Below are 12,377 nucleotides of genomic sequence, written 5' to 3' on the forward strand. Positions count from 1 at the left end.
CGTTCACCCACGTCATCCCTTGCGAACATCTATACGTCTGTGCTGGAAAACACGGCCACTGGATATGACTACTAATGACCCGCTGGTGGGCAGGGGGTCAGACGGGGTGGATATTCTCCCGGGAGCGGTACGGACACAGCTGAAATCGGCGGACCTCGGCCGACATCTGGCGTCGTTCTACCGGACACAGGCCGAACAGCTCGCCGTCGCGACGGCGTTTATCAGGCTCGGACTGGAACAGGGCGAACTCTGTCTGTACTTCGCCGACGACAATGCGCCCGACGCCGTGCGGGAGTACTTCGAGGCGGCCGGTATCGACGTGCAGGCCCGCGAGCAGGCCGGCCAGCTCCGGATCGAGAGTGCCACCGAGACGTACCTGGAGGACGGATTCGACGCCGACGAGACGCTGCAGGCGTTCGAACGTGCCGTCGACGACAGCATGGAAGCTGGCTACGACGGCGTCCGGGTGCTGGGGGAGAACACGTGGAGCTTCGAGGTCGATGGTGCGTTCGACCGGGTACTGGACTTCGAGGTTTCCTTCGACGAACGGTGTCGGGACGTGCCGGTCACGGCGCTCTGTCAGTACTCGCTGGCGCGGTTCGACGACGCGACCATCGGCAAGGCGATCCAGACCCACGAACAGATCCTCTACCGAGGGACGCTCTGTGAGAATCCGTACTACGTCCCCCCGGAGGAGTACTTCGAGCGTGACGGGCCACGCCAGAACTCGTGGCTGATGCTCGAACAACTCCAGGAACTCGCGCAGTCCCGGCAGGACATCGAGGCCCGCGAGCAGCGACTGTCGGTCATCAACCGCGTCCTCCGGCACAATATCCGCAACGACATGTCCGTGCTGCTCGGCCACCTCGAACTGCTCGTCGAGAACGATCACGTGGACGACGTGGGGGCCGACTCCGTCGAGGCCGCCACGGACGTGGCCGAAGAGTTTCTCGACCTCGCGGAGAAGGCCCGGTACGTCGAGCGGACGCTCGACGAGTTCGACCCCCAGCGGCTCGACGTGACCGAACTGATCGACCGTGTTGCCGAGCGGACCGAGGCGAACGCGCCGAACGTGACGGTGCAGATCGATGCTCCGACGACGGCGACCGTGAGCGCCGAACCGGATGTGCAGATCGCCCTCGAGGAACTGCTCACCACCGCCGTCGCGGAGGCCGACGGTGAGCGGACCCTCTCCGTGTCGGCCCGGCACGACACGCCCGACCGGATGGTGCATATAGACGTGACCGGCAGTCAGCGGCTGCTCCCCGAGGGGACGCGTCACGCCATCGAGGGTGACCGGGAGACGAAACTCCAGCACTGCGAGGGCCTGTCGGTCTGGATCGCCCGGTGGATCGTCGAGATGTCACGCGGGTCGCTTCTGTACGACGAGACGCAGGACGGACATCGGATCCGCGTCTCCCTGCCCTCGCCGCTCGCCGACCCCTGATCCGCTCGGCGCGACACTGTTCTCGAAGCGGTCCTATTTTGAGTGCTGGCCTGCTACAGCCCCCATGCTCCGCATCATCGGGCTCCTCCTGCTCATCCCGCTGCTGGACATCGTCCTGCTGGTGGCCATCGCGGGCTGGATCGGCCCGCTCTACACCGTGGCGCTGGTCGTCCTCACCGCGCTCATCGGGATGCTCCTGGTCCGCGCCGAGGGCCGCCACACCCTCCAGAAGATCCAGGGCAAACTCGCCCAGGGTGAGCCACCGACCGACGAACTCATCGACGGCGGCCTGCTGCTGATCTCGGGCGCGATGTTGCTGACGCCTGGGATCGTCACCGACCTCGTCGGCCTGGTGCTGGTGATCCCGTTCACGCGGTACCCCGTCCGCCTGGCGACCAAGAAGTGGGTCGTCACACCCTACGTCGACGCCAAGACCAGCGGCTTCGCCAGCGGCAACGTCTACGTCGGCGGCTTCCCCGGCGGCGAGGACCAGGGCCAGTCCGGCCCGGGCCGGCCGGGACAGGGTGGGCCCGGCCCGGAGTCCGAGGACACCTACGACGTGGACAGCGAATCCTACGACGTGGACGACGACTCGAAATAGCGGGTGTGAACGCCCGTCACCCTCTCGGTGAAAAGAAACGCTTAACATAGGCAGGGCGGAACACCCTGATGCGCTCACCTGGGCCAATAGCTCAGTCAGGTTGAGCGCTCGGCTGATAACCGGGAGGTCTCCGGTTCAAATCCGGATTGGCCCACGTTTCACGCGGGCCGCAATTCCACAGCCACCTCGTTTCCTGCGACCCCACATAGACCAGCGGCGTCACCGTTCGCGCACGTCACCGCGCATCGAGGAGTGGACCGTACAGATGTAGTACTCCATATCGGCGGCCAGCGCCTCGGTCAGGGTGAACGCGAACTCGTTCCCGTCGTCGACCCAGTCAACGTCCCGGTCGTCCTCGTACTGTCCTTCGACGTCCTGGGAGAGCAAGGCGGTGTCGTCGCTCGCCCGGAGCGCGAACGGGTGAAACGACCACCCATCGTTCTCGACGGTGTACCGGACTCCCGTCTCGAAGGTCATGGTGGGGTTTTCGGTTTCGGTTTCGGCTACCTCCCCGCTCTCGTCCTCGGTGACTTCCCAGGCGCTGAACCCCTCGTTGTCGATAGTCAACGCCACCGTCTCCGTCGGCGTCAGCGGTTCGTCCGCCGTCGCCGTCGCCGTCTCGGTTTCAGTCGGCGTGTCGGTTTCCGTCTCGGTCGGCGTGTCTCCGGGCGTCTCTGTCTCCGTCTCCGTGGCCGTCTCCGTCGGTGTCTCTCTCTCCGTTTCGGTCGCCGCCGTTCGATCCGTCGTCGAGGGAGCCGCCGTTGTACCCGGTGTGTCGCCTTCGGTCGGCGATCCGTCCTCGGTTCCCTGCTGGTCCGTCTCTGCACAGCCTGCGAGGGCACCCGCGATGGCGAGCCCAACCGTTTCGAGGAGTCGCCGTCGACTCTGGTCCATGTCCGTGACACGGGCCGGCGACACATAATTGCGTCCCGCGAGTAAACTACCCCACCCTACTCGCTCACGGCTTCTGCTCACGGGCCGCCGGCCCGTTCGCACGGCCCGCGGAGCGTCGCTCCACGCTGTCCTCTCCGGCCTACTCGCGTCGTCCTTCCGACTGTCGTCGGAAGTCCTCGCTCCTTGAGGCCGGAGGCTCCGCCTCGAAACTGCTGATCGGGTGGTTCGACCGTCGACTCGTTCTATCGGAGAGATAGCTTTTCCTACCTGCCCCCCATCCACCGAGTGCGATGATCGCCGTACACGCGAGTTTCCCCATCGACCCGGAGTACCGCGACGAAGCACTGGCACACATCGAAGACCTGGCCGAACAGTCCCGCGCCGAGGACGGCATGCTCGATTACCGGGCGACGACCGACGTGGAGGACGAGAACGTCGTCCGCTTCGTCGAGCGCTACGAGGACGAGGACGCCTTCGCGGCCCACTCCCAGACCGACCACTTCACCGAGTTCCTCACGGCACTGAGCGACTGGCTCGCCGGCGACCCCGAGATCCTCCGGTTCGAGGTCGACTCGATGAGCGAAGTCGAACTCTAAACACCCGGGCAGTTCGCCGTCTGATCGACGGACCTTCATATCCGTACGAATCTACTTGCCGGAGAGTACGGTAGGGAGTGGCACGATGCGTGATTCGGGTGGTTCGGAGTCGGGGGCCCCGGGCCGACGGGGAGCGGCGAGTACAGGGGAACTGAACCGGCGGCGGTTCGTCCAGGCGGCGGCGCTGTCCGGTTTCACGGCCGGCGTGACCAGCGGCGCGGCAGCCGGCGAGCCTACAGCGGACGCGGGCGGGCCGCTGTCGTTCGAGGTCGGTGGCGAAGCCGCCGAGGCCCAGTGGGGCCCCGACGCAGAAGGCTGGGTCGCGACCGTCCCGGGGGTCGTTGCGGGGGACACCGTGACTGTCCCCGAGAACGGGCCGGTCGACGGCCTCGGCAACCGGAGCGGCGCAGCGGTGGCCCTGACGGTGGGGTCGGTCGCGACGCTGGACTGGCCCGAGACGATGGGCACCGGCGGTGGCGATCCACCCGGGCTGTTCGGGATCGGGACGTTCCCGACCTGAGCCTCACAACCGACCCGCAACCATTCTAACCCCGGGCGTCCTCACACAGGCCATGACCGACATCGAGGTCACACGCGAAGACGACTACGCGACGGTGACGATCAGTAACCCCGACCGGAAAAACGCCATCAGCGCCGAGGCCTGCGCGGAGATGGCCGACGAACTCCGCTCGCTGGAACACGACGCCGGGGTTCGTGCGGTGGTCGTCCAGGGCGAGGGCGACGCCTTCTGCTCGGGGATCGACCTCTCCGGCGGGATGGACGGCAAGGGCGTCGTCGAGGAGCTCGAAACCGGGCTGAACGCCATCGCAGCCGCCCTCTTGCGGATGGAGAAACCGACCATCGCCGTCGTCCGCGGCGTCGCGGTCGGCGCGGGGGCCTCGCTGGCGACCGCCTGTGACTTCGTGTACGCCCGCGACGACGCCGTCTTCGGCTGGGGCTTTACCGACATCGGCCTCGCGCCCGACACCGGCGCGACCTACGTCCTGCCGCGACTCGTCGGCGTCCGCCGGGCGCTGGACCTGCTCATCACCGCACGCCGCGTCGACGCCGAGGCGGCCGTCGACATGGGCATCGCCACCGAGACCTTCGACGCCGACGAGTTCGAGGACATGGTGGCCGAACGCATCGCCACGCTGGCCTCGCGCCCGACGCTCGCGGTCGGCGAGACCAAGCGCCTGGTCCAGCGCAACACGCACCGCTCGATGGAGGAGGCGCTCCGCGCGGAGGCCCGCGCGCAGGACCGGATCTTCGAGACCGAGGACTTCGCCGAGGGCGTCGGCGCGTTCTTCGAGGGCCGCGAACCCGAGTTCGAGGGGCGCTGAGGCGCTACTCGGCCGCTACTCCGGCTCACCCGTGCCGGTCGTGCGCCCCGCGGGCGGCCGCCACGAGTTCGTCCCGGTCGGCGTGGTGGTGCAGGTGCGCCGGGCAGTCACAGTCGGCGGCACCGAACCCCTCGACCACGACCGCTGCCGTCTCGGCGATCTCGCGGGCGACGGCACACTCGATCTCGGCCTCGGGCGACCGGGCCACCGTTTCGATTCGAGCGGCGGTGTCGCCCAGCAGGTAGTCGATATGCCAGTGACGCGTCTCGCGCTCGCCGACGGCCAGCTCGTGGTGGCGGTCGACCCGTTTGAAACCGCCGGGACCGAACGCGCTGCCGGTGTAGGCGTAGTATCCGGGGGGCAACTCCTGTCGGCCGAGCGAACCGACCGTAAGCGTCTCCGGTTCCGGAAGGTTGACCACGATAGTGTACGTTCCTCTGACCACGCCGGGACTTCACCTCGCGCCCAAATCGACCTTCCGACTGTGGCTCCCTTCGGTGACGGTGTCACTTGCTACCATAAATGGGTTTAAATACGGGAGGCACTAACCCAAGGTGAAGGCCACCCCCGGCTTTCGATGCAAACTATGCAGGGACAATCACAACAGCAGGCCTACGACCGGGGCATCACGATCTTCTCCCCGGACGGACGCCTCTATCAGGTCGAGTACGCCCGCGAGGCCGTCAAACGCGGCACCGCGAGTGTCGGTGTCCGAACCGAGGACGGCGTCGTCCTCGCGGCCGACACGCGGGTCCGCTCTCCGCTCCTCGAGCGTGAGAGCGTCGAGAAGTTGCACAAGATCGACGACCACATCGGTATCGCCAGCGCCGGCCACGTCGCCGACGCCCGGCAGCTGATCGACTTCGCGCGCCGTGACGCGCAGGTCAATCAGCTCCGGTACGGCGAGTCCATCGGCGTGGAGTCGCTGACGAAGGACATCACCGACCAGATTCAGCAGTACACCCAGACGGGCGGTGCGCGCCCGTTCGGCGTGGCGCTGATCGTCGGCGGGATCGAGAACGGCGAGCCGCGCCTGTTCGAGACCGACCCGTCGGGAACGCCCTACGAGTGGCAGGCACTCGCCGTGGGGAGCGATCGCGAGGACCTCATCAGCTTCTTCGAGGACGAGTACCGCGAGGACCTCGATCTCGACGGCGGGATCGACCTCGCGCTGCGCGGCCTCGACACGGTCGGCGACGAGGGTATCGACGCCGAAGGCGTCGCCCTCGGGACTATCGACGTCGAGACCGAGCAGTTCCGCCGCCACGAGACCGACGAGGTCGCATCGTACGTCGAGGAGATCGACACTGGAGGTGACGAAGAATGACCGACATGGACATGAACCCAGCGGGCGGGCCGCCGAGCCTGGAGGAGGGACTGCAGAACCCCTACGAGCCCGAGCTCGGCCAGCTGCCCAACACGACGGACAAGGACAACGAGAAAGTCAACGAGACCGGGACGACCACCATCGGCATCGCGACCGAGAACGGCGTCGTCGTGGCGACCGACCGCCGTGCGTCGCTGGGCGGCCGGTTCGTCTCGAACAAGAACGTACAGAAGGTCGAGCAGATCCACCCCACCGCGGCGCTGACGCTCGTCGGCTCCGTGGGCGGTGCCCAGTCGTTCATCCGCTCGCTGCGCGCCGAGGTCAACCTCTACGAGACCCGCCGCGGCGAGGACATCAGCATGTCCGCGCTGGCGACGCTCGCGGGGAACTTCGCCCGTGGCGGCCCCTTCTTCGCGATCAACCCGATCCTCGGGGGCGTCGACGACGAGGGCAGCCACGTGTTCAGCATCGACCCCGCCGGGGGCGTGATGGAAGACGATTACACCGTCACCGGCTCCGGGCTCACTGTCGCGTACGGGACCCTGGAGAGCCAGTACGAGGACGACCTCTCGATGGAGGAGGCGACGACGGTCGCCGCCGACGCGGTCAGCGCGGCCGCCGAGCGTGACACCGGCTCCGGCAACGGCCTCGTCATCGCCGAAGTAACCGAAGAGGGCGTCGAGATCGACACTCACGAGTACGACGACCTCCTGTAACAGCCTTCCTTTTTCAGTAACACTATAGTTCGTGGCGGGCGAATCGACAGCGTACTGACAGTGTCTGCCTTCGGCTTCGCGGGTGGGGTGTTCGATGGCTGAGGGCGGGACGCCCGCCCGCCAGCGACAGCTCGCCCTCCTCGCGCTGTGCGCGCTTGGTCTGCTCGTGGCGGCGTTCGCCGCACCACAGGTCGACGCGGGGCTAGGTCTCGGGCCGGGCGGCCCCGGAGAGAGTCCGGACGCCCCGTCGGGCGGGGGTGGCGGCTCCGGGGGCGGTGGCGATGGCATCGGCTTCGGCGATGCCATTCAGGAACTGCTGGAGTGGCTGAGCGACGACGAACCCGGCGACCGTGAGAGTGGCGACGCCACTGCCTGTGCCGTGCGGTTCGTCGGCGAGCCGACGCCCGGGGCCAGGCTCACGGTGGTCGTCTCCGACGACAGCGGCCGCGTCGAGGGCGCACGCGTCTCGCTCGGCGGCGAGGTGGTCGGGACGACCGACGAACGGGGCACGGTCACGGTCGAGGTGCCCTACGAGCGCGAACTCACGCTCGACGCCACGCTCCCGGCTGGCTCGTCGTGCTCGAACACCCGAGCGACCGCCGGGGTCGAGGCGGCCGCCGCGAGCGCCGCCGTCGTCCCGGTCGCGACGAGTACCGGGTCCGCGGGGTCGCTCCGGAAGTCCGTCGCGGCGCAGGATTGGCCGGGTGCGGACGACGACGGCGCGGACGCCGACGGCCCGCGTGTCACGCAGGCGGTCACCGTCGACGGCGAGGTGACGATTAGGGTCGTGGGCGAGCCGATCCCCGGCGAACGGGTGGCCATCGCGGCAGCTATCGACGGCGAACCGATGCGTGAAGCGACGGTCTCGGTCGACGGCCAGCGGGTCGGGCGGACCGACGACGAGGGGCGATACGGACTCGACGTTCCGACCGACGGCCGTGACTCGCTGACCGTTCGTGTCGAACGCGGCGAGTTCGCCGGCCGGAAAACGGTCGACGTGACCGACCTCCGGGCCGTCGTGCGACCGGCGACGATTCTTGCGATCCCCGGCGGCGACGCGGTGGTGGTCGCCCGCCTGGGCAACCGGACGGTTCAGAACGCCACGGTGACACTCGGCGGCGAGCGACTCGGGACGACCGACGCGCAGGGACGACTGGCGTTCTCGATGCCGACCGATCCGACCGCGGTGATCGCGCTCCAGTCGGGCGAGTTGACCGCGCGCCAGTCGCTGTTGCCGCTGTACGCGGTGACCGCGCTCGTCGTCGTGCTGGTCGTCCTCGGACTGGCGCTCGTCGTCGCGAAACTGCGCGGCAGGACCGACGGCGTCCGGCGGACCGCCACCTCGCTGACCGACCGATTGCGTCGTCTCGCGCGATGGCTCGTCGGGCTTGCGTTCCGAATCACCGCCGCGCTCGAAGGCCTGCTCGACTGGCTGGCCGCCCGACTGGGCGCGCTCCGTGCCGCGCTGGCGTCGCTGGCGGGCCTGGGAATCCTCGGGGCCGTTCGTGAGTCGGTCACGGGCGCACTCGCGTGGCTGCTGTCGCTGCCCGGCCGGCTCTGGGCTGCGCTCGTGGCGGCGCTAGTGTGGCTCCGCGGACTGCCCGGCCGACTCCGTGCGAGTGGGGCCGACGACACCACGCCGACTGCCGACGAGACGGTGACGGCGACCGCCGGCGACGAAGGTGGGGCCCCCTCGGGACTGCGCGAGCGCTGGCGGGCGTTCGCACGGTGGGTCGCGCCCGAGCGCTGGCCCCAGCGCACGCCCGGCGAGGTGGCACGCGAGGCCGCCGAGACGGGCTTTCCCCGCGAGCCGGTGCGTGACCTCACCCGGCTCTTCCGGGACGTGGAGTACGGCGGGCGACCGGAGACGCCCGAGCGCGAGGACCGCTCTCGGGCGGCGTTCGACGCCCTGCGGGACCACCGCGAGGCCGACGGCGACGACCGACCGGACGACGACAGGGAGGTGACCGACCGTGGGTAAGTGGCTCTCGCGGCTCCGGATCGGCTTCGGTGTGGTCGCGATCCTGACGAGTCTCGGGATCGCCGTCCGGGCGGCGGTCTCCGGTGCCGTACCCGAGTCGGGCTCGGCGTTGCGTGGGGTGGCCATCCTGCTCGTGCTGATCGCCGTCGGCTGGGCGCTGTGGCGCGTCGGTACGTCCGAGTCCGCCGAGTCCGCGACGGGACCGCTCGTTTCGCCGGCACCCGAGCGGACGCCCGCGGACACGGCGCTGTCCGGGCGGGCGCTCGCCGACGCGATGACCGAGGCCGGTGAACGGGCCCGTGCGGAGCGGTCGGTCGCGGCCGGCGTCGACACGATACGGCCGTTGCTATCGCGCTCGCTCGAAGACGCGCTGGTCGCGGGCGGTGCCGACCGGATGGACGCTCGCGAGTCGATCCGGGCTGGCACCTGGACCGACGACCCCGTCGCCGGGTCGGTCTGCTCCTCGACGGTCTCGATGCCCGAGCGGTCGGTCCGCGCGCGGCTCGCGGGCTGGCTCTACCCCGAACGCGAGCTCAGGCGGCGCGTCCGGCGAGCGGTCGCGGCTATCGACGAAGCGGCCACCGAGACGCTCCCGCGTGTCCCCGGACAGGACGCCCCCAAGCGCGTCCGGATCGTCCGGCCGCGGCTGGAGACGCTGCAGCGGGACGTGGACGGGCGTCTCCAGCCCGCCGCGGACAGCCCGGTACCGCCGGGGGAGGACGAGCGATGAACCCGACCGCGCGCTGGACGGCCGGGCTGGCCGCGGCGGCGGTCCTCGCGACGGTCGGCGCGGCGGCGGGCTACGCTACCCTCCTGCTCGCCGCCGTCGTCCCGCTCCTGTATCTCGCCTACGGCGTCCTCTCGACGGCCGACGCCGACGTGGCACTGCGAGCTCACCGCGAGATCGAGCCGGCGACCGCGCCGCCGGGACAGGAGGTCACCGTCACGCTGACCGTCGAGAACGCCGGCCCGGATCCGTTGCCGGACGTGCGCGTCGCCGACGCCGTCCCCGAGGCACTCGGCGTGATCGACGGCTCGCCCCGGGGCGGGACGGCGCTGGAACCCGGCGATACCCTGCGGGCCGAGTACAGCGTCGTGGCCAAACGCGGCGACCACGAGTTCGGCGAGCCACGGACTCGCGTCCGGAGTTTCGGTGCCGGCGCGGCCGCCGACCGGTCGGTCGCGGCCAGCGGCGAGCGGCGACTGCATTGCCGACTCGACGCCAGCGCGCCCCCAATCGAACAGGAGGGCGACCGCTTCGCCGGCGGGATGCCCACCGACTCGCCCGGCCAGGGCCTGGAGTTCCACTCGACGCGGCCCTACCGGCGCGACGACCCGGCCTCGCGGATCGACTGGCGACACTACGCCAAACGCGACGAGTTGACGACAGTCAACTACCGGGAGCGGCGCGCGTCGAGCGTCGTGCTGGTCGTGGATGCGCGCCCGATCAGTCGCGTCGTGGCCGGGCCGGCTCGCCCGACCGCGGTCGAGCTGGCCGCCTACGCGGCGACCCACGCGCTGGAGGACCTGCTCGGGGCCGGCCACGAGGTCGGCGTCGCCGTCGTCGGTGCCGACGGCCCGGACGCGGCTGGCCTCCACTGGCTCGCGCCCGGAACCGGCCGTGACCGCCGGTCGCGGGCACGCGACCTGTTGGCGGCGGCGACCGAGGCGACCGCCGACGTGCGCGCGGTCGACCCCGACGCGCAGGCCCGCCGGATCGCCACGCTCGCGCCCCCTCGCGCGCAACTCGTCCTCTTCTCGCCGTTGCTGGACGACTGGCCGGTCGAAACCGTCGAGGCGTGGGGCGTTCGGGACTACTCGCGGGTCGTCCTCTCGCCGGACGTGCTGACCCACAACACCGTCACCGGGCAGTTCGAGTCGGTCCGGCGACACACCCGGTTGGCGAACTGTCAGGCGGCGGGTGTGCGGGCCGTCGACTGGAGTCGAGCCACGCCGCTGTACGCCGTCCTCGAAGCGGCCTTCGCCGCCGACGCCCGGGGCGCGCTCACGGGGGGATCGTCGTGATCCTGCTGTTCGGGCCGCGGCTGGATCGACCGTCGGCCATCGGGGACGAGGGGCGGGCGCGGGCCGCCAGCCTCGGCGTCGCGGCGGTCGTCGCGGTCCTGGTCACTCTCGCCGCCGGACTCACGAGCGGTCTGCTCGACGCGGTGCAACTCGCGGTGCTCGGTGGCGGGCTGGTCGCCGTCGGGACGGCACTGCTCGACCGGGAGCGTCTCGACGGGCTGGCGGTCGGGCAGCTCTGTTTCATGCCGGGTGGCCTGCTCTGGCTCGGGGGCGTGGCCGCCGCGACGCTCGTCGGCGGGCCCGGCGGGTTCCTGCTCGCATTCGGGTGTGGTCTCGCCGCGATGGGGCTGGCCAGCGCCTGGGCGAACGTCACCCACGACACGACCGTTCGTGCGATGCGGCAGGGCTGGGCGGGTGTCCTCGTCCCGTTCGTCGCTGGTGTCGTCCTCTCAATCGTCGCGGCCGTCGCGCTCTTGCTCTGGGAGTTCGGCGTCGCGCCGGGCGTCCCGTCGCTGGCGACGCTCCTCTTCTTGTTCGCGTTCACCGCTGGCTCGGTCTGGCTGGCGGTGACTCGCCTCCCGCTCGCGCACCTGCTTGCAGTCTCTCGTGAGGAGATGGACCGACGGCGCGACCGCTGGCGCGAGACGACGAAGTGGGTCGTCGCCGCCTGTCTGTCCGGCTGGTTCCTGCTCGGCGTGCTGGAACTCGTCGGTGCGCTGACGGGCCTCTACCGGACACCGGGGCTGGCACTCGTCGTCGGCGTGCTGTCGACGGTCTGGGTGCGCCTGCCGGTGTTTCTCGTCGGCGTCGGCGCGTTGCTGGTCGCACTGCTGGCCGTGCTCGCCCGGCGCGCGACGACCGGGAACGCCGACTGGCTCGCCGGCCCGACCTTCGGGATGCTCGCGCTGTTTGCGATTCCGTTCCCGGTTCTGGGACTGTTGCTCTCCGGCCGGGGCGGCGCGGCCGGACTGGCCGGCGCGGCGTTTCTGGCCGCGTTGATCCTGGTCGCCGGCATGCTGTTCATGCTGTGTTACTCGATGGGGCCGCTCGCGGTCGAACTCGGTATCCTCCCCGACCGGGCCGGGTCGCTCTCGCTGGCCAGCGCGGGCCTGCTGGTCGCGGGCATCGGCGCGGCCGCCCTCCGGGTCCCCGGGGCCGTGGTGTTCGCCTGCGTCGCGGGGTCGATGGTCGTCTGGGACGTGGGCGAGTTCGGCCTCGGGCTGACGGTGGAACTGGGCCACCGACCGGACACGCGCCGGCTGGAACTGCTCCACGGCGTCGCCGCCGTCGGCCTCGCCGCCGGTGCCGTCGTCCTCGCGACGGGGCTGGCGATCCTGTTCGACCGCCTCGGCCCGCAGGGGCCGGTCCTCTCGGCGGTGGTGCTGGCCGTCGCGGGCGTCCTCGCACTGCTCGGCCCCATCCGCGGCTGAACCCCGGGCGTTCATGT

13 protein-coding genes and 1 tRNA gene are annotated in these 12,377 nt (G+C 70.2%); 12 read left to right on the forward strand and 2 right to left on the reverse strand.

The features are described from left to right. The first annotated feature begins 64 nt into the window (after window positions 1-64). The 3 genes from MU521_RS06320 (at window position 65) to MU521_RS06330 (ending at window position 2,202) form a co-directional block, all read left to right on the forward strand. A complete protein-coding gene (locus MU521_RS06320) occupies window positions 65-1,447 on the forward strand; it encodes an MEDS domain-containing protein (protein ID WP_092688735.1) in 1,383 nt (460 codons plus the stop codon). 64 nt (window positions 1,448-1,511) lie between these two features. Next, window positions 1,512-2,048: an FxsA family protein gene (locus tag MU521_RS06325; protein ID WP_092688738.1), complete on the forward strand. Its 537-nt coding sequence runs from the start codon at window positions 1,512-1,514 to the stop codon at window positions 2,046-2,048. Between the two features lie 80 nt (window positions 2,049-2,128). Continuing rightward, a tRNA-Ile gene (locus tag MU521_RS06330) sits at window positions 2,129-2,202 on the forward strand. A 65-nt stretch (window positions 2,203-2,267) separates the two neighbouring features. On the opposite strand, the gene MU521_RS06335 is transcribed toward MU521_RS06330, so the two are convergent. Continuing rightward, window positions 2,268-2,942, reverse strand: coding sequence for a hypothetical protein (locus tag MU521_RS06335; RefSeq protein ID WP_092688741.1), 675 nt, complete (start codon window positions 2,940-2,942; stop codon window positions 2,268-2,270). Between the two features lie 290 nt (window positions 2,943-3,232). Here MU521_RS06335 and MU521_RS06340 point away from each other — a divergent pair, with 290 nt between their 5' ends. The 3 genes from MU521_RS06340 (at window position 3,233) to MU521_RS06350 (ending at window position 4,881) form a co-directional block, all read left to right on the forward strand. Further along, on the forward strand, window positions 3,233-3,538 hold the full coding sequence (locus MU521_RS06340; protein ID WP_092688744.1) for a putative quinol monooxygenase: 306 nt from the start codon (window positions 3,233-3,235) through the stop codon (window positions 3,536-3,538). A gap of 85 nt (window positions 3,539-3,623) precedes the next feature. Then, window positions 3,624-4,058, forward strand: coding sequence for a hypothetical protein (locus MU521_RS06345; protein WP_092688747.1), 435 nt, complete (start codon window positions 3,624-3,626; stop codon window positions 4,056-4,058). A 52-nt stretch (window positions 4,059-4,110) separates the two neighbouring features. Continuing rightward, the gene (locus MU521_RS06350; protein WP_092688750.1) at window positions 4,111-4,881 is read left to right on the forward strand and encodes an enoyl-CoA hydratase/isomerase family protein; all 771 of its coding nucleotides are present in this window, start codon (window positions 4,111-4,113) and stop codon (window positions 4,879-4,881) included. Between the two features lie 25 nt (window positions 4,882-4,906). Here MU521_RS06350 and MU521_RS06355 read toward each other — a convergent pair whose 3' ends face one another. Next, complete coding sequence (locus MU521_RS06355; protein ID WP_092688753.1) at window positions 4,907-5,326, reverse strand: GIY-YIG nuclease family protein; 420 nt, start codon at window positions 5,324-5,326, stop codon at window positions 4,907-4,909. Window positions 5,327-5,467: 141 nt separating this feature from the next. On the opposite strand from MU521_RS06355, the gene psmA reads away from it, so the two are divergent. From psmA to MU521_RS06385, 6 genes are all read left to right on the forward strand, one after another. After that, a complete protein-coding gene (gene psmA, locus MU521_RS06360) occupies window positions 5,468-6,208 on the forward strand; it encodes an archaeal proteasome endopeptidase complex subunit alpha (protein ID WP_092688756.1) in 741 nt (246 codons plus the stop codon). Further along, a complete protein-coding gene (gene psmB / locus MU521_RS06365) occupies window positions 6,205-6,924 on the forward strand; it encodes an archaeal proteasome endopeptidase complex subunit beta (protein ID WP_092688760.1) in 720 nt (239 codons plus the stop codon). Before psmA ends, psmB begins: the two co-directional genes overlap by 4 nt. 94 nt (window positions 6,925-7,018) lie before the next feature. Continuing rightward, on the forward strand, window positions 7,019-8,905 hold the full coding sequence (locus MU521_RS06370; protein WP_092688763.1) for a DUF4129 domain-containing protein: 1,887 nt from the start codon (window positions 7,019-7,021) through the stop codon (window positions 8,903-8,905). Next, the gene (locus MU521_RS06375) at window positions 8,898-9,635 is read left to right on the forward strand and encodes a DUF7269 family protein (RefSeq protein ID WP_092688766.1); all 738 of its coding nucleotides are present in this window, start codon (window positions 8,898-8,900) and stop codon (window positions 9,633-9,635) included. The genes MU521_RS06370 and MU521_RS06375 overlap by 8 nt, the downstream gene beginning before the upstream one ends. Then, the gene (locus MU521_RS06380) at window positions 9,632-10,930 is read left to right on the forward strand and encodes a DUF58 domain-containing protein (RefSeq protein ID WP_092688769.1); all 1,299 of its coding nucleotides are present in this window, start codon (window positions 9,632-9,634) and stop codon (window positions 10,928-10,930) included. The genes MU521_RS06375 and MU521_RS06380 overlap by 4 nt, the downstream gene beginning before the upstream one ends. Continuing rightward, window positions 10,927-12,360, forward strand: coding sequence for a DUF7519 family protein (locus MU521_RS06385; RefSeq protein WP_092688772.1), 1,434 nt, complete (start codon window positions 10,927-10,929; stop codon window positions 12,358-12,360). Before MU521_RS06380 ends, MU521_RS06385 begins: the two co-directional genes overlap by 4 nt. Window positions 12,361-12,377: the final 17 nt, after the last annotated feature.

Origin of the sequence: Halorientalis regularis, assembly GCF_023698535.1 — an archaeon.
Classification (GTDB): domain Archaea; phylum Halobacteriota; class Halobacteria; order Halobacteriales; family Haloarculaceae; genus Halorientalis; species Halorientalis regularis.